Genomic DNA, 23,703 nt, shown 5'->3' on the forward strand with positions numbered 1-23,703 from the left:
ACTTATATCTTACTGAACTACTTACTGTCAAAATTTATAACCGTTAGCTACAATTACATAGCTGAAGATATAAATTGTTTATACCTTTGATTAACTTCACTAACTCTTTCATGTGAGCCTTTGCCAACAATTTTTCCATCTTCAATAAATAATATATTGTCACCTGGTTTAACTTCTTCCAAATTATGAGTTACTTTAATTACTGTCTTGTCTTTTGTAAGTTCCTTTATTGAATCTAACACTAAATTTCTAGATTCTATATCTAAATTAGATGTAGGTTCGTCTAACAAAATTATATCCGGATTTTTTAAAAATAGCCTAGCTATATTCAATCTTTGCTTTTCTCCTCCTGATAATTTGTCACCGCTCTCCCCTATGTGTGTATTTAGGTGGTTTTTTTGTCTATTAACAAATTCTTCTAAATTAGCATATTTTAAAGCCTGTCTTATTTTAGAATTTTCCACATTCTCTCCTTCAAGTCCATAAAGTAGATTATCTAAAATGGTACCGCTAATTAAAGTGGAACCTTGACTTACTATACCGATGTTTTTTCGAAGTTCATAAGTATCCAATTGATTGATATTGATATTGTCAATTGTTATATTTCCACCTGAGGGATGGTAAAACTTCTCCAATAGGTTAATTATAGTTGTTTTTCCAGATCCTGAGGGACCAACAATAGTTAAAGATTCTCCTCGTTTTATGGTAAAATTAATATCACTTAGAATTTGATTATTCTTGTATCCAAAATTAACTTGGTTAAAAGCTAATTCTTCTTGAAAGCCAAATTTTGTATTACCAGTATATTCAACTTCATTATTACTCAATATGTTATTCAAGCTCTTAATAGCTCCATTCGCTTTATGATATTCTCCTATAAACCCACTAATTGAACTCATTGGGGTCATCATTTGAAAGGCATAAATGACAAATGCAATTAATGTACTAATAGATAAAGTACCAACTGATATTCTATAAGCTCCATAACCAACCACTATTAATAAACCTAGGATAAGTAAAAAGTTCACTAAAGGAGCAACCAGTGCGAAAATTTTACTTTCATATAAGTTAGCAGAGTATAGTCTATTAATACACTTATACATTAAAGATCTTTCATGTTTTTCTGCCGTAGAAGCTTTTACCATTTTAATATTTTTAAAAGTCTCTTGAGTTTTTGAAATAAAAACAGATATTTCTTTCTGTTGTCTATCCCCAGTATTCTCCACCTTTCTCATAAGCGGGAATATGATACCAAATATAAATGGAGCAATCATTAGGATAACAATTGTAAGTTTCCAATCCAATATGATTGTTAATACTAATGCACCTAGTATCATAATTACTCCCGTAACTAGTTTTGGGATGTGGTGCGTTATTAAATCCTTAATAATTTCTGTATCATTAACTATCCTACTAGACAACTCTCCGCTATGGTAATCATCAAAAAAATCAACCTTAAAATAGATAATCTTATTGTATGTATCTTTTTGCAAATCACGGATTACCATATTACCAAATTTAGATATTATGTACTGATTTATTGCTTCAATTATGGACTTTATTATTAAGAATAAGACCAAACTTCCAACCATCCAAAAGCTTAAATCATTAACTGAAAATTTTTCAATAGTGTCTTTCACAAAAAGTGGAAATACTAGAGCGGCAACTGTAAATAGAATTGATACGAATATTATTGTAATTAGGAGTATTTTTTTCTTTTTATCATTAATTGCTAGTAAAAGCACATTATATGCATTCAATAGATTCACCTCATTAAATTAAGACAATAAAGTTTGATAAATCAAACCTTATTGTCTTTTACAGAAATAATCATTTAGTTTTCTTAACAGAAAAACCAGCTTGCATTACTACTCTTTTTACATACAATGCTTCCAGACGATTTTGCTTTTAATTGCACATCTTTTGATATAGTTTCTTTTTGTAGAGATAGTACTTTATTCATTTTTAATTCCCTCTTTCTAATGTATTTTTTGAATTCTCTTAGCAGAAAAACCAGCTTGCATTGCTGCTTTTTTTACATACAATACTTCCAGATGATTTCGCTTTTAATTGCACATCTTTTGATATAGTTTCTTTTTGTAATGATAGTACTTTATTCATTTATAATTCCCTCTTTCAAATGTTTTTTTTGAATTCTCTTAACAGAAAAACCAGCTTGCATTGCTGCTTTTTTTACATACAATGCTTCCAGACGATTTCGCTTTTAATTGCACATCTTTTGATATAGTTTCTTTTTGTAATGATAGTACCTTATTCATTTATAATTCCCTCTTTCAAATGTTTTTTTTGAATTCTCTTAACAGAAAAACCAGCTTGCATTGCTGCTTTTTTTACATACAATGCTTCCAGACGATTTTGCTTTTAATTGCACATCTTTTGATACAGTTTCTTTTTGTAATGATAGTACTTTATTCATTTATAATTCCCTCTTTCAAATGTATTTTTTTGAATTCTCTTAACAGAAAAACCAGCTTGCATTGCTGCTTTTTTTACATACAATACTTCCAGATGATTTCGCTTTTAATTGCACATCTTTTGATATAGTTTCTTTTTGTAAAGATAATACTTTATTCATTCTTAATACCTTCTTTCTATGGTTTTTATTTAGTTCTTTTTAAATGGAAAATCAGTTTGTAATACTAATTAAGGATTAAACAATTAACAAAAGAACCAGCTAGTATTACTGGAAGGAGAACAACCAAGACTTACGCTTGATTTTAATGGGTTCTCTTTTCGTTCTCTCTTATCCAATTTTTGCAATCCGAGAACATTTTTCATTTTTCATCACCTCCTAAAAAACCATTGTCTTAGTCTTACAACAATTAAATCTATAAATATATAAATTATTTAAATCCTAAATTTAACTAATATAGTTAAATTTTACATTTTTAAAATTAACCTACCCACCTAAGATGGATAACTCAGGCCTTTTATTAGACAATTCCCCATTAAAGTTTGAAGAATTAAATAGCTTATCTAAATTGAGTAAAGGTAACCATGAATAGTTTCTGTTTTCTAAAATATCATGTACTGTTAACAATAAACCTGAAGAACCCGACATAATATCACCCGAAAGTCTAAAGCATGAATCACCAGGAACAAATATACAGTCATCTTTCTCTAATAAGTGTAAATTAAGTGTGAATAAGGCATATTTTACCAAATTATTTTCTTGAGTATATAATTCTAATAGATTTGCAATAGCTAAAATTCCAGTAGTACCCTGAAATAATCCTGCATTAAAAAAACATTTACTTTTTGGTATTTTACTAATACCATCAATTTCTTTCTTCCATTTCTGCTTTTCTGAAGTTAGTTCGAATTCTACAATAGGGATAGCTAAGCCACTTCCACCGCTAGCAAGATACGGTAATATCCTATAGTCATCATCAATCTGATATAAACCATCACTATCAAATAAACCTAATTTTAGCTCCTTTTCTAATGCTTGTTCTGATAATAATAACCATTTCTCATCTCTTGTTTTTTTATACAGTGCAGTAAAATACAATGATACACCCGACCAACTGGTCATGATTCCTTTATCAACAACATCATAATCAAAAGTTATGATCGGTACATTAGAGTCGAGTTTTTCTGCTAATAGCTCTCCGATATGAAGACAATTATCTAGGTACTTATGATCGTCTACTTCATAACTAAATCCTAAGTATGCTAAACCGATTCCACTTAATCCTGAAACAATGGATACATCTTCCATTTGTTCAAAATTGTTCACAGAATCGAATAGAGATTTTGCCTTTTCAACATACCCAAGTTCCCATAAAACTGTTGCTACTCCCACCTTACCGGTAAATAAACCATCTTCTAATTGAACAAGGTCTTTAATATCTTGTTTATCAAGCCAATCCTTTACTTTTTGATCTATCCCACCTGTTCTATGTAATGCCATTGCAATACCAAAACCACCAGTCAAAACATTCGTCATTCCTGATTCCATTTCAAATTGCCTAATGTCTCCTGGTAATAGTCTATCTTCATTTTTTATGTCTTTAATGATTGCATTTCGTAGTTTAGTTTTCAAATCTGATAAATTAAACTCTTGTTTTAGAAAACCATTTGTACTCAGTAACTCATCCATTGGCCTTGATTGATGAAATTTGCATATAGATTCTACCTTTTCTATAATTTCTTTTGCTTTTATTCCAAATTCAACTTCAATCCAACTACTATGAATAGCCTCCATATTCCAAGATATATCTTGCACGTTACCAATTGGTAAAAATAATTGTTTTGCTATCCTTAATAACGCAAACCAATCACTTTGTTCTTTATTCATTTCTTGATTTCCTATGAAACCAGGAGTCATTAATCCAGAAAGAGAATCATTTGTAGTACTAGCTGTTTCAAAATCTATTAATCGAACTTGTTCATTTGGAGTTATGATGACATTTGCAGGTTGTAAGTCACCCATTCCCACATTATTTATATGTATTTCTTCTATCGCCTCAATAAGTTGATTGATAATATTTATACACGAGCTAGTATACGACTCATTTTTTTGAGTACTGCTAAAAGGATAGTTCTTAACAATCCACTCTGACAGTGAATCACCTTCTATATACTCCTCTTCTATAAAATAATGTTCCCAAGCACAAAAGGAACTTATCTTTTTAACAGGGTATTTTGTCTTTTCTAATTTATCTAGTGTCGCACTTTCATTCTCTATCCTAGAAAATGCATCTTTTCCTTGTGCATCTACTGCAGCATGAGGTCTTCCTTCTTTTAGAATAACCTTCATATTACTTTTATTTTCACAGATATAAACTCCGCCTCCATTACTAAAATGCAAAGCTTCTTTTATATCATAAGCATCTAGGGGAGAGGTAGTATCGGACTGATCTAGTACTTTATCCATCTTAATAATTTCTAGTGGTTCTTCTACAAAGTCAGGAAGATAATAATAAGGAACCCTTTTATCTTCTATAAGTTCGCCTTGTAAATTTTCAATTGCATCGACTTTTTTCCCATCTATCCATGTAGTTCTAGGTATAAAAGCTCCATATCTGAAATAAACATTAGAATGATACCATCTTTTATCATTTAGAATATAGGGCCCTGGTTTTAATTGGGATAAATGCTTCTCTAGCAAACTTAATAATTCAATAAATTGATCAGTATTCTTAGGATATATAGTTATAAACTTCCCTGACGAACCTCTATCTCCATACTTCGAATCTTTCAGCAATAGCTCTGTATTACTTTTAACGTATTTAAATGAAATATCTCTTTCTATCATTAGTTTAGAGACAATATTTAAAGTCTTTTGTGCTTCTTTCATAGTCGTACTAATATGAATTTTCCAACCCTGGTAGGGCAATTGTTCTCCATTTTTCGCCAATACATTTGTCCAATGTTCACCAGCAATTAATGCATAATTATCTGGTAAACTTTCTAATTTAAATAATCCTTGATCGACTTCACTTGCAACATTATAGTAATAACCTTTATTTATGTACTTTATATATCTGTGATCCATATGAACACCTCGATTTAAGCACAAATTAACCTAATTAATTTGTGCTTAATTTATAATAATTATCTAGGACTAACACAAAAGAAAATACTTAAACTACTGTGTTTCTTACAATTCACACTAACATTTGAACCAATCGGTTCATCACTTTTTTTATAGTTTTTTAAACTTTGTAATGATAAAACATCTGCTCTAGACATTTATAACACCTCCCTTCGATGATTAAAATTTATAGTTTGAATGTTTTTATATTATCTAAGTTACTATCTTGTTTATTTGCTTGTAAAAATAAGTTTTCTATTTGTTCACCCCAATAGGGTCCCCAAACAATATTCTGAACACTATTAAACGATAAACTAGTGTTAGAAAATTGAAAGTACTCATTTTCCTTTTTAATTAACCAAGGACTCCCCGAGCTTCCCACTTCTAATTTGCCTTCTAAACCTAATAGAGATGAATTGTGTATATGATCTTCAAAACTAATGTTTTCTACCATTTGTACTTTTTTCTTTCCAAATAAATTTTTTATAATGTAAGGAATTAGAACCTTTTGGTTCTTTGAAACATTATTAAAAATCGGTTTTGCCATATAATCCGTTTTTAATGTGGGTTCTCTCAATGTCATAAAAGCAGTATCATAATCTACTACTCCATTATTAACCCATTCACTACTAATGTAGATTTCTTCAATCTCATATTCTTTATTATCATTAGTTATAAAGGTTACTTCATTTGCATTTAATTGCTTATACCAATCAAAGACACAATGTGCTGCAGTACAAACCAATGGATTATTCATACCTTTTATTAGTGAGGCATTACTTATAAATTTATTTTTATTTTGTTTTATTTTTAGTAATCCAGTATTACATGCTTTATTTTCATTATTTGTATTCATTTCCACATTCCTTTAATTGGTATATTACCAAAATACTACCAAATTAAAGAAGGTTCAATATTTTGTTTATAAAGTAGTATCTTATGTATAATAGAATTCATTGCACAATACTATGTTTTTGTGGGCAGCAAATAAACATCTACTAGAGAAAGAAGGTCAGTGTATATAAAGGGTTTATAAGTTCCTCAATACAATGAACTCCCTACACATGCTTTTATGCTTCCCACTAAAGGACAGTGGAAATTATTATTTGTTTGTTCAGCATGGTATCTTTTTACTTTTTTATAAAAAATCGAAATGAATGTATGTTAAAGTAATTTGAACCCAGGTATGGATTATCTTAAAAATCTATCAAATCAAACTTTCTTTTAATAAGTAAGTTTATGACGTAATCACTTTCAGTATTAAGATACTATTAAGTGGAAAAGGACCTATAATTAATCTAGATTGCACTTAATATGGTTTACCTGGCAGCTTACAAATAAAAGAAAGGTTTTCGACTGGGGAATTTAATGTAAGTTGTCCTCATGCAGCAGGCCTTAGAGGATTTGAAGGGCAAATAGAAGAAATCATGTAGAAATAAAATTTCATAATCTGGTCTATCCAATTGGCAATTTATCATCTCTAAAGTGAGCTTAAAAACAGCTTTATTTCCATTTTTTTCATATTAGAAGATGAGAGAAAGCTATGTTTTTTTTATAGCCTCTGTGAGATTTAAGTTTAGAAATAGATTTATACTTTTATGCACTTCAGTGGGTTCTGAACAACTATAAACAAAGTTCTATTATCTTTATGTATAATGAAAAACTAAAAAGGCATAAAATCGGTGAGTACCCGTCTTATGCCCACTAAGTCATTTAATGAAATTAACTGTATATATATTTCAAAAACCTATGTTAAAGCTATATTCCTTAAAAAATTCTTTTATCTAGTTATTATTTATATTTCTCTTCCAAATGCTTTTGTTTTAATACCTTTTTTATCTAGGAAGTCCTCAATCTTTTTCTGTTCTCTTCCATTCACTACTTTAGTATTACTTTTTATCGCCCCTATATTTATCTTAGGAATTTTCCCCTCATTTAGATCATCTGTAATATTACTAAGCGTTTCATCTAGTCCATAAAGAATTTCATTTGAAGCTGTAATGTATCGACTAATTCTCTTAGTCTCTGCTTGATATTCTTCAGGTAAGGTATTTTTTAACATAAAGCTAGAAAAATTCTCATCATTTTCTTTAGTAAGTTTGGTGATTTTATCAAACTTCTCTAATTCATTTTCATTTAAACTATCCTCTCCATCATAGAGAATATCTAAAAATGGTGTACTAGCATTAGTTAACTCTTCATAGCTATCTAGATATGTTTTTATGCTTAATTTTGATTCTTCTTCATCTATTTTCTCATTTCGTTTTTCAGAGGTAAAAATAGTTCTAGGAATTTCTACATCCTGAGTAGAAAGAATTTCATCTTCAGTGTCTTCTATATTTTCTTTCTGTGAACATCCATTTAATATTAATAAAACTAAGAAAAAATATGAAATCCGTCTCATTATAATTTCTTCTCCCTCGCAATTGACATATTCCATCTCAAGTATTTAATCAATATTTTTAGCAATAATTTCCCTAAAAGATAACCTGCGAATGCTAAAATAGCCCCGAAAATAAGCCCTTTTAAAGATTCAAGTATTTCGCCAACCCCAATTGTACTAAACCCATTAATAAATCCCATTATTACTAATATTATTGGTGATAAAATCATTACAGGAACACCAATGATATAAGCTAGAAAAAATGGTAATAGTATTAGCATCACAAAAAAACCTACTATAATGAATACAAAATTCATTATGCTTAAACCCATAATTGACAACATTGCTGTAAATAAACTTTTAATGCTACGATTTTCTTCAACTCTATTAACTGCATAAACAGCATTTAATTCTTTAGCAATTTCTTCTGGTTGCCCTAATTCTTCCGCTATTTCCTTATCACTTTTTTCTTCAAGCCTTCCCTCTTCAAAATGCATATTATATTCACTTACTATGTCAACTTTTTCTTGTTCAGACATAAACTTCAAACTATTCTTAAGTAATTTTAAAAATTCATTTTTGTTCAAGCTTATCATTCTCCTCAATAAAACAGTTAATTATTAGGAAAAATTCTTTCCATTCATATTTTAAAGTTTCAAGTTGACTTATCCCATTCTTTGTAATTCTGTAATATTTTCTGAATGGTCCTTCGTTAGATTCCTTATTATATGTCGTTAGATGTTTTTCCTTTACTAACCTTCTTAATATTGGATAAACAGTACCTTCTGAAATAATTATCTTATTAGATATCTTTTTTACTAGTGAATATCCATATTCATCCTCTTTGTTTACTATTAATAAAACTATTAATTCAAGTACACCTTTTTTAAACTGAGCATTCATTATTATCACCAGCGTTTTTATTTGGTCTATACTACAGTGTATTATTCGGTACTGTTTCAAACACTGTACCAAGTCATAATAAATCTTAATGTTGTGAGGAAAAAAATTCATGATGTAGTATAATTTTTTTAACTTTGAAGTTTGATTTATAATTTTCGTTAAATTAACTTTATTGCTTTGGTAAATAATCTCTCTAATGTAAAAAATTGATTTATTTTAATTGTGATGTTACATTGTTATTTGGTATACAGATAAGATTTCAATATTACAGAAGTCCTCCCATAATTTTATTTACTGATTACATATTTCGTTATTTTTTTAAAAAATCCACCTACCTTATATTTGAATTATTTTATTATAAAGTAATTACAATAATTTAATATCCAAAAATTGTTAAAGGGATAATAAATTATCTAAAAGGACATTTTTAACATGTAACAGGTGTCGTTTTAATAAAAAATTATTATTCTCTATAGATTATCAGTTATTATCTGCAATATAGTAATATTGCATTAATACTTATTTCATCTTGTCAAATCATAATAACAGGAGAAAAGAACCATGATTTTCATCGATTTTATTGGAGCCCTTTTTGCAACAATACCATTTCTTTTATTAACACTACAGCTATTGAATAAATTGCATTTTAAAAAAAAGGGATTAATTTATTTTTTGTTAATAAGTTTTGGTACAGCTATACTTTTAGCACTATCACTAGGAAACCCCTTATTAAAGTTATCTATAGCAGTTATGATTTTAGCTTTTCTTTGTACAAAATTTTATAATGTAAAGTTTACTTTTTCATTATTATCACTGCTTTTAAGTGTGATCCTTCTGCTTATTGTGGAATATGTGGGTATTATTATTTTGAATTTACTTTATGTGGAGTCATTATCGTATAATCAAATACGCTTTATCACTGCATTAATTAACGCTTTACTTTTATCTTTATTGTTTTTATTCATGAAGTCATTAAAGTTGAGTCTTATTCCTAACCATGACGTTTATTTTGCTAATAACTCAAAACTTTGGTGGACTTCTCCAGTATTTGTTGTTTTATCCTTGCTAATTGTCGTTGAAATCATTCAAGATGGAGTAACCATTTCCTCCGTTTATTTAATACTCACTTCCATTATTGCCTTTATTTATCTTACAAGGTACATAATTTTTCAAAAGACAGTAGAAACAGAAAAAATAATGGTAAATGAACAAGAAAAAAGCGCAAAGTTTTACTTAAGAGGTATTCAAGCCCAAAGGCACGATTTTATATTTCAGGTTAACACAATTAATTCACTAGTCCATCTGAATAGAATAGATGAATTAAAAACGTACCTTGGTGAACTTACAGAAGAGTTTCAAACCACTTCCGAAACACTTCCATTACATTATATTTCGACAGCCGGTTTACTTATTCAATACAAACAAATATTTAAAAAGGATGGAGTTCATTTTAAAATTATTGTAGAGGATACATTCGAAGGAATCCCTATGCAAGTTTATGAATTTAATAACATTATAGGTAACTTAATTACTAATGCATTTGAATCTGTCAGATTAATAAAAACAAACTACAAAGAGATAACAATTAAATTCTCTAAAGATCAACATTTAGTGGTAGAGGTTATAAATGAAATTAATCAAGATTCATTTGATTTAATGAACATATTTCAGGATGGCTTTACTACCAAGGAGAAGGATAAAAATGGTCTTGGTCTAAACAATATTATGATGACCTTAGAACAGTACAACGGTTACTTATATCCAGAATTAAATAATCGAACATTAAGTATGTTTGTCATAATACCCACAGAAAAGTAAATAAAAAATAGCAGCATGTTTTATTTCAACCGCACAATCAGTATACTTACTTAACCAAGAAGCAATTCTAATTAATAATTATTGACTATTGCCTGATAGACTAATGAAAACTAAACTAATATTCAAAGAAAGATAGATATATATTATTTTTTTGATGAATTTATTTTCGACTTTCAAATTAAATTAAAAGTAACTTATCACAGTATTTCTTATGTATGTATCTATCCTTCCAAGTAAAGAAAAATGAAAGAGGGACAATTTAAGATGACCAAATTAAACATTTTAGCCATAGATGATGATCCTATTCAATTGGATGTATATAAGGACATTTTTAAAGATTCTCCTTATAATTTGGTATACACCTGTACAAATGGTGATTTACTCCCCCTTTTTTTGAGTGAAAATAACGTAGATATTGCATTATTAGATATAGAAATTGCATCACAGTCAGGATTCAAATTAGCAGAACATATTAATCAGTATTATGGAAACATTAAAATCATTTTTATTAGTAATCACAAATCGTTTGCTTTAGAAGCCTATGATTTTTATCCATTAGATTATATTGTTAAACCAGTAGACGTATTCAGATTGTTTCAGACATTAAGCAGGATCAATTATTCAGGCGGCCAAAATAATCTTCGAATTGGGGTTAAGACATCAACAGGATTCTCGTTAATTAAGAAAGATGACATTCTATTTATTAGTAAAACCTTAAATAAAACAACGATCCACCTTGCAAACGGAGAAAGAATAGAAAGTAATGAGAAACTGGAAGCACATGAAATGAAATTATTAAAACATGGTTTTTATCGTATTCATAAATCCTATCTAGTTAGCTTAAATAAAGTAAAAAAAATTCAAAAAGATGAATTTATGAATTCATTTAATATAGTTCTATATGATTCTAGTACTACCATACCAGTAAGTAAACACCGTATAAAAGAACTAAAAGATGCCGTAATGAAGCAGTTTAATTTTTAAATACTCCTTCATTTCAATTATATAGTTATATTCACATGACTATTCACAAAAAGTGGATACTGTGCCGACATACTAATAAAATGGAGTGGCACCGCGATTTAAAATCTCATTCTCAAGACTAACAGTCTTGAGACGAGATTTTTATTTAGTTTTAGTGATTTTTATAGGAAGTTTTTTGTGTTTTTTTGGAAGCTTACAGGAGAATAGAAATGACTGTAGTCCATTGCTATTATTTCTACAATTAAATTTGATTATTTATATTTTTTTGTATAAGTATAGTAGTACTTTCAACAGATCAAAAGCAAATAACCATACCATCAGGTCATTTGCTCCTTAACTGCTATTCCTTGAATTAACTTGCCACGCAATTCTCCAAGACTCTCCTCAATATTAGTAACATCCACAAAAAACAATCGAATCTTAGTCTCTAAACCAAAATCCTGATAAAAGGACTCAAAGCTTATTTCAGCATCCTTCATCTCTTCATTCATAGGATAAAGCAGCCAAATTTCTGGTGTTTGATATTTTTTAGAGTAGGCATACATTTGATACATGTCTGCCTGTGAAATTCCATAATTTTGGCGTGGTTGATTGGTTAGGGACTTCCACTTCGTATCAAGGATAATCGTGCTCTGATCCTCTCTTGTGATAACAATGTCTGGTCGTAAAGCAAATTGTTTTGGGTGATTAAATAAATAATGCCCTTTATCTTGGGTTAATACTTCCCATGGTAGGTCTGCTAAAACTCGTTTTAAATGTTGTACTACATATGATTCGAAAACCTTTTCCATTGGAAACAGTAATGCTCGTGCTGTTGTGTTACCAGAAAAAGTGGTAAAGCTTTGATTCAGTAGAAAAACCCTCGACCAGCTCATTAGGATTTCGTAATCCTTTGTATTTCGGTCTATTACAACACGTGAAAAATCTTTTGTGAAATTTGTAGAGGGTTTGACCATTTCGAATGCTGTAAGTAGTTTTCTTATTTCTTTTATATTAGCTGAACTACTTGATAGCTTCTGTAATTTCAACAATGTCGATTTAATTAATCTGTTCTCAGGTCGATTTACCTCAAATTCATCGTATCGTACAAAAAAACGCTCTTTATGAGCATAGTTATTCTTTATTTGCTCTTGAACAATCAGTTTTCCTTTAAAAAAGTTTAAGTTATCTTCTATGGGTATATAGGCAGAGCGCAACCCTCTTTTCATTAGGTTACGCAATTCCTGGATATACATATTAATAAAAATTTCATATAGGTTCATACGATCCATTTTTAAACTTGCATCATTAAATACTTTGCTTGGAAAATCCTTCATGCTGCGCAGCATTCGTAGGAAGGCTGTCTTTGTATCCTCCATTTCACTAGCAGTTACTTTTGGAAGGATTTGAACTTGAAACCCGTTTTTCATTTGTATAAGCCCAACAAAGTTCTTTGCTTGAATAACCTTACCAACATTCCGTCGTACACCTATTTTCAAAAAGTCTAAAGCGTCACCGGATTGATTCTCATTAAAGGTTAGGATAAAGTTTTCAAGCTCAGTGAAAATTTCTTTATTCAAATATTTGTATTGAGGATCGTTACGATAATCCTCATTGCAAGTAATGGACTCATACTCACGAACCTCCAACAGCTTGTCCATGTTTTTCACCACTTTAATAGATTAGTTTGTAGCTTTCATCCTTGTAAAAAGCATCTGTTTGAATAGAATACTTCTTCTCAGGTAAATCGATATCCGGGTTCCCTTTAAAAACTTCTCGCACTTTAATGTCAGTATCCAAAATAAATTTAATACTAGCATCCACCTTTGCATTATCCCCCAGAACAAGTTGAATTTTGCTGTAATCCTCATAGAAATATTCTTGAAGCAATGGAATGATTGCATTTAAAAATATTTCAGCAAGCTTATCTATTGTCGGGTCATTTGCTAGAGATGTAAAATAGGCATGACCAATCGTATGCTCACGATCATATAAATACTCAATTCGTTCATTAATTGTTTTTAGCATTTTTTGTATGTTAATGCCTTCTATTTCCTGAATGTTTAATTTGGTTAAGACGTTCTCATCTGGCATCATTTCAATAAACTGAAATCTTCTTCTTAAGGCAGTATCCATCAGGGCAATCGAACTATCAGCGGTATTCATGGTTCCCAAAATGTATATGTTGTTTGGGACACCGAATTCATCTCCTGTATAAGGAAGAATTACAGTTGTTGCCTCTTCCTCACCAAGTCTTTTAGTTGGTTCAATTAATGTTATCAATTCCCCGAAAATTTTGGAGATATTTCCTCTGTTGATTTCGTCAATAATAAACACATACGGTTTGTTATTGTTCTGGCCATTTTTTTCACTCTGATTTATTGTGTTATTGGCTTTCTCACAGAATCTTTTAAAGATACCCGAAGCATATTCATATTGAATATCTGTCTTTTCATCTTCCACTTGCTTGCTAATTACTGGCTTTATTCCTTCAATAAATTCTTCATAGCCATAAGATTGATGGAAAGTAGTAAATGCAATTCGACCTTGATCTTTATATCGGTTATATCTCTCAAATACAGACGCATAATCTTCATCTTGAATATTTTCTAGAGATTGGTTTTCTATAATAGAAACAGCGTACGTGACAGTATTGTATGTCTTTCCTGTCCCAGGAGGCCCATATAAAATCATATTTTTATTGGTGTACTTCATAGATTTGTTGTCCCCATAATTATCACTAAAACTTTCTAGCGGTCCAGCATTGTTTTCACCTACAGATAATTTATAAAATGGCATTAATGCATCTATCGATTTAAACATTCCATTTATAATACCAGCATTATCATGATATATGCTTTCAATATCATACTTAGTAATCAATCGAGCCAATTGTATTTTTTTATACTTCCCGTCCTCTACTCGTTGTCTAGCCTCTAGAGTTGAATCACTAAGGTCTCGCATTTCATCTTCTTTTTGATTACCACCTAAAATGTAAATCAATTTATCTGTCGCAGTCGATTTGTCTCTATTTAAAAAACGGTGATGATTATGATAATCCTCTTTGGTAATCTTTGTCTCATTCAATTCAACTGAAAACTTAAACCTAACTTGACCGTTAACTATTTCAGCAAATAATGATAAGCTTGTTGGAGAGCTCTCATAGCTGGCTAGCTTCAGCTGCATCCAGAGATAATTTCTAACTTTATTGTTCCCACCAGTTAACCATTTTGAAGGTCTGGATTTTATTAAACCGAATCTACCTGCGCATAATTCAGCCATTTTATCTAATTCTTTTACCGCTGAGCTCCCTGCAGCCTTAATATCTAAATAGTGTTGTCTTTTAGATTCATCCACTCTTTCAGGACTTTCATACGCTTGTCCTCCATAAGCTTCTAAATAATCTAAAATTGAAATACATTCGATATTGTTCATAAGATTATTAGTGTCCTCCGTCGCAAGTAATGCTGTGTACTCTGATTCAATAAACCGTTTTATATCTCCGATAGCTTTAACACCAAGTGTAGTTTGAATATAATTTTCTTCATCCAATTCAGGCTTTTCTTTTATTCCGTTAAATTCTCCGGGATAAGAAAGCCTTCTAGTTGCATCTTCTCCTTGACGAAGAAAATTATAAGTATGGTTATCGTGATCAGCATTATACCATTGTGAAATTCTAGCGTTCTCGACATTTTCACCACAATATTCTTGTGCTCTATTTTGTATTTCCTTCTGTTTAAAATACATCGTTTCTACTGAAGGATTAGTAGAAAGGTGATAAGCCTCGAAAGCTAGCGTAGCAGTAGCAAGCCAGATTGCAGTAGGAACATCAACATTCATTTTTGCACTAATTCCTTCTTCAGCTAATTTCTCTTTAACTTCTCCTGTGTTTAGTTTTCCTTCTTCGAACGTGTTCATAATATAATCACGCAATTCTCCAGTTAGCTTTATCGATCCTTGAATATTACTTTTTAGGCCATGATTCCTCAATTGCTCCAATGACAATTGAGGCGTATCAACCTCATCTAATAATCGTATGCGGGTCCAATCCCATTCCTTTGCCTGCTCAAATTTCTCTTTATCTGCCCAAAATTGCTCATTATATGTATTATCACTTAAGTCTATGTAACCTTGTACAACTTCCGCTTTATAACGTACTTGTTTTATATGTCCAGAAATATATATAAATAATAAATCACCATTTTCGTAGTTATACGAACGTCTCCAATCAATAGTGTCAAAACGTTGGAAAGCAAGTTCTAAATCATAATCATTAGGGTTCGCAGGTATTAACCAAACACGACGTGCATTTTTAAGTCCTCTTTCTTCCATTTCCACACGTCTTTTTGCTGCCACAGCTTCAGGGGCAAAAAACACATACTCATCTTCCTCTATATATTAAGGAATGTTATAAACATAACCCCGTTCAATTGGATCATATAATTTAAATTTACTAATATTTAAATGGTTTGCCATAAATCTAGCAGCATCTTGGATATTAGATGCTTTATATAATTGTTCCTCATTTTTGAGAATAGTAATCGGACTTGCCATATTTGCCTCCGCCAGTTGGTTTTTATCTGTTAAATGAATCGATTAGTAATAAAAATATACCTTTTGGATTAGGTAATTTTGATTAATAATTACATTTTAATACACTATCATAACTTCACTTGTCGTAATATGTCGTTTTTTATCGTTTTAATATAAATGAGGGGTGTACCTTGGTTGGTACACCCCTCATAATCTATAGAAATCTAAGTCTTTGTTTTGCTTGACCAGTTCAATGGAGGAGTATATTTCTATGTACTTCAGAAGTTCCTGGTGTGTCTCTTCCATGTAAATACGTTTAACCTCTGCATCGAATTTTCACTTCACCTTTTCTAATTCTGATGGATTGGTAATATTAAAATCATCAGATTAATCGCAGTTAACCTTTTCACTTGCAAAAACATCCACATTATACTTTTTTCTATTCCTCTTTATTACTGATAAATTGAACGGAAGATATCATCTTTTTCACTTTATCTCTTGCATTTTTTTCATCTAAAGAACAGGATTGATTATTGTCCTTACATGTAAAGATAAAGGTATATTCCACTCCCTCATCTAAGCTTTGATTTGGTTTAACAAAGCCGAAGTATCTATAGGAGTAATTATTTTTTCTGTCCAAATTATCAAAATTACTTTTTTTATACCCTATAGATATTTCTGTATTATCCGTATTTTCATTCTGATATTCTTCTGAGTATTTATTTTTTCCACTGATGATTTCAAGCATTGTATCGGTTTTCTGTAGAAAACTTTGTCCTTGGTAATAGGTAATTTGACCATTCATCAAAGTATTTGCCTCTTTTTCATATTCATCAAAACCAATGTTTTCTTCGTTTTTGCTATAACTAGATAATAAATCTGAATACTTTCCTTCTTCTGGAAATAACATTCTGATTTTCTTAGATTTAGATTCTAGTAAATAGTATCCAGGCTCCACTTCTTCGGTTGATGCCATGTATGCTCTTGTTGCTTCATCTTGGAAGGCTGTTACCTGTGGCAAGTCCTTTGTATCCATTTCCTTCGGAGCTTTCTGTTCTTCTCTTGCTTGTGTTTGGTTAGCTTCCTCTTTATTCACTCCGCAACCCCCTAATAAAACTGCAAGAGTTGATAATATAACCAGTGCATTATTCATCAAAAACCTCCAGGTATAAATAACCTCTTTAGAAATTGGATTACTCCAATAAATCTGTAAACTTCAACCAAAAAGATATAATTCCTTCAAAGTTTCTAGAAAATCAGAATCTGTTTTCACATCAATAACATCAATAAGATCATAAAATTGGCTTAATTTAATAGAAAAATTATATAGAACAACCGCAGCACTATTCAATTTTCTAGATTTATCTATATAAATCTTAGAGTCATTTTTCCCTAAGAATAAAACATTATATCTATCATTTGTACCTTTTTCTAATATTACTCTATCTGGCTTTAGTTCTAAAAAAGAATAATACTTTTCATCTAAATGGGTTTTAAGAATCCTTTGCACATCATTTAATGAGTCTTCTCCCTCAATCTCCGCTTGAACGTTTGCATCATATTTTCTTACTTCAAATTTACTTTTCGAAAAGATATATAATGCTAATACAGACTTGTATTCATCTGAAAATGCATCTACTTTGTATTCCTGCCCTCTAATTTTTTCATATAGATCGTACTGATTACTTACTTTATTAAAGGTTAGTTTAATAGTAGTTTCAGGATAGCTTTCTCCCCTTTTCGGTGCAACACAAATACTATCTTTTTCCCATTGAATCACTTTAAACTCTGTTTGTATTAGATTATATATATTACTAAACCCCATATACTATACTCCTTGTACCGTTTACCCATTTTTATGTGGATAACGTGTTCCTAATGTAAAACTGTTAAAACATACTGTACGATGACTTCAAAAAATATTACAACCACTATTTTTTATATCGTTTTATCTCTGGTAGTATCGTACACTGTATTCATAGGATTATTCCTTGCCGTTACTTAAAAATGAAATAGATTCGATGATTTTTTTGGCTGAATTTTTTGTTTCCCCTTCTTCTAAATTGCATGCTTTACCATCATCTTTACAGCTGTAACTGAATGAAAACTCAATGCCTTCATCCTCTTCCTTAAATTTAACAAAACCAAAATAGTCATAGGTAAAGTTGTATTTTCTGTCTATATTGTCAAAGGTATATTTCTTAGATGCTAGATAAATATTGCTGTTATTATTCTCTTCATTGTGGTATTCTCCCGTATAGTCATTCTTTCCACTAATGATTTCTAGCATGACCTCAGTATCTTGAATGAAGCTATGTCCTTTATAATAAGTAACTTTTCCATCAAATAAAATGTTATTGTCCTCATCATAACTGTTAAAACCAATACTTTCTTCATACTCACTAATGTAACTAGACCTACTCAAGATAACTTTTCCTTTATCAGGAAATAACATTCTAAATCTTTTGGTCTTGGATTCTAGTAAATAGTATCCAGGCTCTACTTCTTTGGTTGACACCATATATTCTCTTGTTGCTTCATCTTGGAAGGCCGTTACCTGGGGTAAGTCCTTTGCATCCATTTCCTTTGGAGCTTTTTGTTCTTCTCCTGCTTGTGTTTGGTTAGCTTCCTCATTATTTCCTCCGCAACCCGCTAATAAAACTGCAAGAGTTGATAAAATAACCAGCGCCTTATTCATCCAGTACCTCCAGTTAAAACTTATGTATATGTATTAATATAACTCCTTTGAAAAACAACGCTCTAATGCCTTATACCCAATATTTGTATTTATTTGTATGAATCAATATTAAAGTAAGTTATTTCATTAGAAAATAATGTAATTAAACTAATTATGGCACTTTATGTAACTATACAATTAAAGAGCTAAATCAATTGATATTATTTCCAAAATAGAAAAAACACCAATTTATATTATGAATCTTTTGATGTAACCTATTTGTTTATCGCCAAGAGTTTTGTCATTCTCGTTAGTTTCTTAGCTATTCTGCATGTCATAATGGAAAAAAATCATCTCGCCAAATTATCGTACTTCTCACAATATCCAAGTATTACAACACTACTTCATGATGGTATAATATTCATGAGCTATGAATGAATTTCAGTTAAACATCACCCATGTCGTCCAATTTAAATTTCAAAAACAAAAACACCTGTTGCCTAAAAGGCAATCAAGTGCTTTATAATTAGCTATATAATAATTCTTCCTTCATTACAGATACAAGCATATATATAGCCTTTTCATTTTCTATCCTAATGTTTAATTAAATCGGATTATTTGGAAATTCATTATGATACTTATCAATTAATGCTTTGTAGTTTTCATCAGTTGATATCTCACCTAAATATTTATATTTCCAAATAATCATCTGATCACTAAAACTATACTCTGTCTCAAACCAATTTGTATAATCATAATGTAACTTAAATTTCCCACTACTCTCTAACGACATTGTAAAAGAATACCAAAGTTCTTGTTCATTTTCTTTAAAAACATTTCTTAATTCCTTACTCAATTTATATAAAAGATCTTCTTTTCTCTCAAATTCATCTTCATCAATTTGATATTTCAAGGGAATTTCTAAACTGTATTTATATTGTTTATTTTCGAGTGTATTATAAAAAAAATAAGTTCCTCCCCCATTCTCTGATATTTGGGCATAAAAATAAAATTTATTCCAATCTTCTGGAATCATTTCATTAACTGTTTCAGCTATCTCTCTATATAATCTATTCATTTCCTTTTCCATACTCAACCTCCTGCTCTATTTTCAATGGTTTTCCTAAATATTCCTTTACCTTCAATTTCATAAGTTACCTTATAAGAATCTGGTCTTAATGAAGTCTCAACAAATACTGGCTTAATTTTTACAGAAACTTTTTTTGGTGGAATCTCTTTCAAAGCGTTTGCCCACTCAGTCTCCATCTTGTACCACTCTCCTCCAGAGCGATTAATGTACTTATTCTGAGCAAGCAAATTATCAATATCTCCTGAACCACGAAACTGAGTTCCTATCAAGTGTCCACCATCATCATCAAACAACCTATCTTCTCGACCTACTGCCACTTGCATTGCTGTATTTCTTTTTCCTTTTCCCAGTATTAATTCTGCTGCGTTTACATCTACTATTCTACCAATTTCATCAGTTGTATATTTATAATTTTCCTCAGTTATATAGCGTACATTTGGAGCCAGTTCTTTCCTTCCATTCTTTCCTTTAATAATATGCTTTCCAAAGTTTTCTCCTGTTACTTCGGTTATCTTTCTATAATTACTCGTACCCTTATCAACACTAACCTTCCCAGCATCAACCTTACCTTCAGCCTTCAAATATGTATTCAGGTTGCCTATCCCACCTGCGAAGGATACATTAGGACCAGTATTAATCTTTTGGCCAAAATCTTCTATAAATGATCTAGTAATATCCGCTCCTTGCTTACCAAACTGAACAGTTGAGTTGACTGCTTGACGGCCGAGTTTGCTTGCTTCTCTTGCCATACTCGGTACAAATGGTAGACCTGCAAAAACGCTCTGAGCTAAACTTGCTTGGCGCTGTTGCTCTGTGAGTTCGTTTCCGAGCATATCTTTGCCTGTCACGTATTCGGACAGACCGTTAGCGGAAAGCAGGCCATAAATCCCCATTTCGGTTTTCTCCAAAGCGGTGAAGGCATGGACATTTTTATAAGTGCTCATGGCCTGTTCGGCAGCGCTGATTCCTTTGGTAGCCGCATAGATGCCTTTTCCACCTTTGACTGCTCTGCCCGCCCAGCCGACTATTGGCAGGAATCCGGCAATGGCCCATCCAGCTGATGCTGCTCGCTGGATTGCTGACATCTTTTCTCCTGTGACTGGATCGACGCCGTCGACTGCCCGTTTATAGTCATAATAGCCGGTAAATTCGCCGACGAAGCTTTTCACTCCATCCCAGACCTTTTCAACTGCAGGAAGGTTCTCTAGTTCTCTAGCTTCCTGCTCTTCTTTTTTGTATGTAAGATAGCTTAAAGTGGCAGCTTCTGCTTCATCCATTTGCTTGTATATATCACTAGTGTGGTATGCATCTGCATCAAAATGAATGGGAGAAATGCTTTTGCCCTTGCTTGTTGCTGATAGTAAAGCTCCGAACAACTGGATGACGTAGCTTTCCTCTCCCTCTGAAGACATATACTCGTCCTTCAGCTCTTTATCTGTTTCCTCAACAGCAGTGAGTGTTTTCGTCCGCATGCTATTCGCATTCATCATTAAGTCGTCGAATTGACTGCGAGAGTAGAGCTCAAGTGGAACTATATCATCAATATCCCGAAAGATATGCTCTAATGAACGCCTCTGCTCTGTAATCATCTCATCTGACTGACGCTCTTTCTGAGCCAAATCCTCCTCAAGAAAGGCTGTATCTACCTTTGTATCGCCGCCCAAATCTTTATCATCGAGCTTACCGCTAACACCTTCAAAAAAGCTTATTTGCCTGTCAATCACCCGCTGCCATGCCTCAACAACCTCAATTTGCCCCAGATAGAAGCCTTTAATTGCTTTAGCACCGTTTCCTTCAAAATCGTCTAAATCAACGATAGTCTGGAAATCTTGCTTAAGCTGCGAAAATTGTGTGCCTAGCTCTTTGTAGTGCTGCTCTCTTTCTTTCATTGTATCACGTAGACTAGCTGAATCTAATACTTTCATTGTTTCGCCTCTCTTTTACATGGATAATAAATAGTTTAGGCTTAAAACAGAACCACTATATGTCATATCCTTTTATTGTAAAATAGATATAAAGGCCTTGAAATAGGTAAAAGGTTGGGAATTATCCACTATGAAATTTATCTATATTTAAAGTCCAATATTAGAGAAATTCACCCTACTAATCAGTATAAAAGACCTAACCCTTCTCCATTTAATTTCGCAGACTTTATTAAAGAAAAATACAAACTGAGGGAAATATAGAGTAATAAGAAGAATGGTTTTGAATAAAAAAATATATTTCTAGGCACAAAAGGAATGCATACTTACTTATTGTTTTGTCTTTTTATAAGCTCATTCAAATGACACCCAAAACAAAAATACAAGGTCCTGCCTATACAGACTGGACCTCCCATTCCTATTTCAGCATAGTAGCCTTCAAAAACTCCCGAGTTCTCTCCTCCTTAGGATGGTTGAAAAATTCCTCAGAAGTTCCGTGTTCAACAATTTTTCCATCGTGCATGTACACAATCTTATCCGCTACTTCCTTCGCGAATCCCATTTCATGTGTTACTACGACCATTGTCATTCCTTCTTCTGCTAGGTCTTTCATGGTTGTTAGAACCTCTCCAACAAGCTCGGGGTCGAGTGCGGATGTTGGTTCATCAAAGAGCATGATGTCTGGTTCCATTGCGAGTGCTCTGGCAATCGCCACCCGTTGCTTTTGTCCTCCTGATAGTTTGCTTGGGTAGACATCTGCCTTGTCCTCTAAATCTACTTTATTCAGTAATTGTTTTGCTTTGAGGATAGCTTTCTTTTTATCAACACCCTTGACCATGATAGGTGCTTCGATTATATTTTCCAAAACTGTTTTGTGTGGGAATAGGTTGAAATTTTGAAACACCATGCCTACCTTTTCCCTTATCTTATTGAGGTTATCGGTATTTGGATTGACCTCTTTTCCTTCTATTATAATACTGCCGTTATCCTTCTTTTCTAAAAAGTTCAAACAGCGCAGGAGTGTACTTTTTCCTGAACCACTCGATCCTATTAGACAAACCACATCGCTTTCAAGGACTGTCATATCGATATTTTTTAAGACATGTAAGTCTCCAAATGATTTATTCAATTGAGTTATTCTGATCATTTCCTTCTTGTCCAATGTCTTCACTCCTATCTGTCACTTGCTGCTAGTTTTGATTCGATTCTGTTCACTATAAATGTCATCAGCGCTACTAGAATTAAATAGTAGACTGCGACAATTAGTAAATAGGTCATTTCGTCAAAATTATTGGAACCTAGGGTTGTCGCGACATTGAACAGCTCATTCATGGAGATAAATGCAGCTAATGAAGAATCCTTTAAGCTTATAATAAATTGATTGCCTAAAGGCGGCAGCGCTCGGCGAAATGCCTGTGGCAGAATAATCCTTCTTAATGTCAGTGTTTTTGTCATTCCTAAAGAGCGTCCTGCTTCCAGCTGACCTTTGTCAACACCTTGGATTGCTCCCCTTAAAATTTCGGAAATATAGGCTCCGTTATGTAATGCTAGGGCAATGGAAGCCGCCCAAAAATCTGGTAGCAGGAATATGCCGCTAATTCCGAAGTAAAGAATAAATATTTGAACAATCAGCGGTGTACCACGAACTAAATAGACATATGCATCTGAAATAACTTCTAATACTTTTATTTTAGAGATTTTTAATAAAGCAAAGACTAGTCCGATGACGATTCCCAGTAAAATAGAAACAGCCGTCAGCTCTAATGTTAAAAGCATTGCTTTTATAAATACACCCTTTGTTTCCGTTAGTATGCTAAAAAAATGCGAAAAACTTGGCAAGGTTATACTTCCTTT

General features: G+C 31.7%; 25 protein-coding genes. 2 read left to right on the forward strand and 23 right to left on the reverse strand.

Translation table 11 applies throughout. The annotated features are described in order from the left end of the window. Positions 1-53: 53 nt before the first annotated feature. The 13 genes from CEQ21_RS04630 to CEQ21_RS04660 all read right to left on the reverse strand — a co-directional run bounded on the left by CEQ21_RS04630 (position 54) and on the right by CEQ21_RS04660 (position 8,846). A complete protein-coding gene (locus CEQ21_RS04630; RefSeq protein WP_185763471.1) occupies positions 54-1,760 on the reverse strand; it encodes an ABC transporter ATP-binding protein in 1,707 nt (568 codons plus the stop codon). 83 nt (positions 1,761-1,843) lie between these two features. Further along, positions 1,844-1,963, reverse strand: a complete 120-nt coding sequence (locus CEQ21_RS26955) for a class III lanthipeptide (RefSeq protein WP_191965118.1) — start codon at positions 1,961-1,963, stop codon at positions 1,844-1,846. Positions 1,964-2,001: 38 nt separating this feature from the next. After that, entirely contained in the window at positions 2,002-2,121 is a 120-nt protein-coding gene (locus CEQ21_RS26960) for a class III lanthipeptide (RefSeq protein ID WP_191965118.1), read from the reverse strand. 38 nt (positions 2,122-2,159) lie between these two features. Then, positions 2,160-2,279, reverse strand: a complete 120-nt coding sequence (locus CEQ21_RS26965) for a class III lanthipeptide (protein ID WP_191965118.1) — start codon at positions 2,277-2,279, stop codon at positions 2,160-2,162. Between the two features lie 38 nt (positions 2,280-2,317). Next, the gene (locus CEQ21_RS26970) at positions 2,318-2,437 is read right to left on the reverse strand and encodes a class III lanthipeptide (protein WP_213087327.1); all 120 of its coding nucleotides are present in this window, start codon (positions 2,435-2,437) and stop codon (positions 2,318-2,320) included. Positions 2,438-2,476: 39 nt separating this feature from the next. Next, positions 2,477-2,596 (reverse strand): class III lanthipeptide, encoded by a 120-nt coding sequence (locus CEQ21_RS26975; protein ID WP_191965118.1) that lies wholly within the window; start codon positions 2,594-2,596, stop codon positions 2,477-2,479. A gap of 83 nt (positions 2,597-2,679) precedes the next feature. Further along, positions 2,680-2,799, reverse strand: coding sequence for a class III lanthipeptide (locus CEQ21_RS26980; protein WP_191965117.1), 120 nt, complete (start codon positions 2,797-2,799; stop codon positions 2,680-2,682). A gap of 121 nt (positions 2,800-2,920) precedes the next feature. After that, positions 2,921-5,521, reverse strand: a complete 2,601-nt coding sequence (gene lanKC, locus CEQ21_RS04635) for a class III lanthionine synthetase LanKC (protein WP_185763472.1) — start codon at positions 5,519-5,521, stop codon at positions 2,921-2,923. A gap of 59 nt (positions 5,522-5,580) precedes the next feature. Next, positions 5,581-5,718 carry a class III lanthipeptide gene (locus CEQ21_RS04640; RefSeq protein WP_164849810.1) on the reverse strand — a complete coding sequence of 46 codons (138 nt, stop codon included), beginning with the start codon at positions 5,716-5,718 and terminating at the stop codon, positions 5,581-5,583. A gap of 29 nt (positions 5,719-5,747) precedes the next feature. After that, entirely contained in the window at positions 5,748-6,416 is a 669-nt protein-coding gene (locus CEQ21_RS04645; RefSeq protein ID WP_127742800.1) for a trypsin-like serine peptidase, read from the reverse strand. Positions 6,417-7,355: 939 nt separating this feature from the next. Further along, positions 7,356-7,964 carry an NDxxF motif lipoprotein gene (locus CEQ21_RS04650; protein WP_185763473.1) on the reverse strand — a complete coding sequence of 203 codons (609 nt, stop codon included), beginning with the start codon at positions 7,962-7,964 and terminating at the stop codon, positions 7,356-7,358. Beyond that, the gene (locus CEQ21_RS04655; protein WP_150909062.1) at positions 7,964-8,539 is read right to left on the reverse strand and encodes an HAAS signaling domain-containing protein; all 576 of its coding nucleotides are present in this window, start codon (positions 8,537-8,539) and stop codon (positions 7,964-7,966) included. The genes CEQ21_RS04650 and CEQ21_RS04655 overlap by 1 nt, the downstream gene beginning before the upstream one ends. Beyond that, positions 8,517-8,846: a PadR family transcriptional regulator gene (locus tag CEQ21_RS04660; protein ID WP_150909061.1), complete on the reverse strand. Its 330-nt coding sequence runs from the start codon at positions 8,844-8,846 to the stop codon at positions 8,517-8,519. Before CEQ21_RS04660 ends, CEQ21_RS04655 begins: the two co-directional genes overlap by 23 nt. A gap of 561 nt (positions 8,847-9,407) precedes the next feature. On the opposite strand from CEQ21_RS04660, the gene CEQ21_RS04665 reads away from it, so the two are divergent. Together CEQ21_RS04665 and CEQ21_RS04670 are read left to right on the forward strand one after the other, a co-directional pair. Beyond that, the gene (locus CEQ21_RS04665; RefSeq protein WP_185763474.1) at positions 9,408-10,664 is read left to right on the forward strand and encodes a sensor histidine kinase; all 1,257 of its coding nucleotides are present in this window, start codon (positions 9,408-9,410) and stop codon (positions 10,662-10,664) included. Positions 10,665-10,928: 264 nt separating this feature from the next. Next, entirely contained in the window at positions 10,929-11,648 is a 720-nt protein-coding gene (locus tag CEQ21_RS04670) for a LytR/AlgR family response regulator transcription factor (RefSeq protein WP_185763475.1), read from the forward strand. Between the two features lie 317 nt (positions 11,649-11,965). Here CEQ21_RS04670 and CEQ21_RS04675 read toward each other — a convergent pair whose 3' ends face one another. From CEQ21_RS04675 to CEQ21_RS04720, 10 genes are all read right to left on the reverse strand, one after another. Beyond that, on the reverse strand, positions 11,966-13,288 hold the full coding sequence (locus tag CEQ21_RS04675; protein WP_185763476.1) for an McrC family protein: 1,323 nt from the start codon (positions 13,286-13,288) through the stop codon (positions 11,966-11,968). A gap of 13 nt (positions 13,289-13,301) precedes the next feature. Beyond that, positions 13,302-16,004: an McrB family protein gene (locus tag CEQ21_RS27085; protein ID WP_235907165.1), complete on the reverse strand. Its 2,703-nt coding sequence runs from the start codon at positions 16,002-16,004 to the stop codon at positions 13,302-13,304. Positions 16,005-16,025: 21 nt separating this feature from the next. Further along, the gene (locus CEQ21_RS04685) at positions 16,026-16,181 is read right to left on the reverse strand and encodes a hypothetical protein (protein WP_185763477.1); all 156 of its coding nucleotides are present in this window, start codon (positions 16,179-16,181) and stop codon (positions 16,026-16,028) included. Between the two features lie 418 nt (positions 16,182-16,599). Next, the gene (locus CEQ21_RS04690; protein ID WP_235907166.1) at positions 16,600-17,313 is read right to left on the reverse strand and encodes a lipoprotein YvcA; all 714 of its coding nucleotides are present in this window, start codon (positions 17,311-17,313) and stop codon (positions 16,600-16,602) included. A 63-nt stretch (positions 17,314-17,376) separates the two neighbouring features. Next, positions 17,377-17,985, reverse strand: a complete 609-nt coding sequence (locus CEQ21_RS04695; protein ID WP_185763478.1) for a hypothetical protein — start codon at positions 17,983-17,985, stop codon at positions 17,377-17,379. 159 nt (positions 17,986-18,144) lie between these two features. After that, positions 18,145-18,858, reverse strand: a complete 714-nt coding sequence (locus CEQ21_RS04700; protein ID WP_185763479.1) for a lipoprotein YvcA — start codon at positions 18,856-18,858, stop codon at positions 18,145-18,147. 583 nt (positions 18,859-19,441) lie between these two features. Then, a complete protein-coding gene (locus tag CEQ21_RS04705) occupies positions 19,442-19,927 on the reverse strand; it encodes an antitoxin YezG family protein (protein ID WP_182104201.1) in 486 nt (161 codons plus the stop codon). A 2-nt stretch (positions 19,928-19,929) separates the two neighbouring features. Beyond that, positions 19,930-21,852, reverse strand: a complete 1,923-nt coding sequence (locus CEQ21_RS04710; RefSeq protein ID WP_185763480.1) for a T7SS effector LXG polymorphic toxin — start codon at positions 21,850-21,852, stop codon at positions 19,930-19,932. A 415-nt stretch (positions 21,853-22,267) separates the two neighbouring features. Next, positions 22,268-22,996, reverse strand: a complete 729-nt coding sequence (locus tag CEQ21_RS04715; RefSeq protein WP_185764089.1) for an amino acid ABC transporter ATP-binding protein — start codon at positions 22,994-22,996, stop codon at positions 22,268-22,270. 26 nt (positions 22,997-23,022) lie between these two features. Further along, a complete protein-coding gene (locus tag CEQ21_RS04720) occupies positions 23,023-23,688 on the reverse strand; it encodes an amino acid ABC transporter permease (RefSeq protein WP_127739764.1) in 666 nt (221 codons plus the stop codon). Positions 23,689-23,703: the final 15 nt, after the last annotated feature.

The organism is Niallia circulans (assembly GCF_007273535.1).
GTDB classification, from domain to species: Bacteria; Bacillota; Bacilli; order Bacillales; family Cytobacillaceae; genus Niallia; species Niallia circulans_B.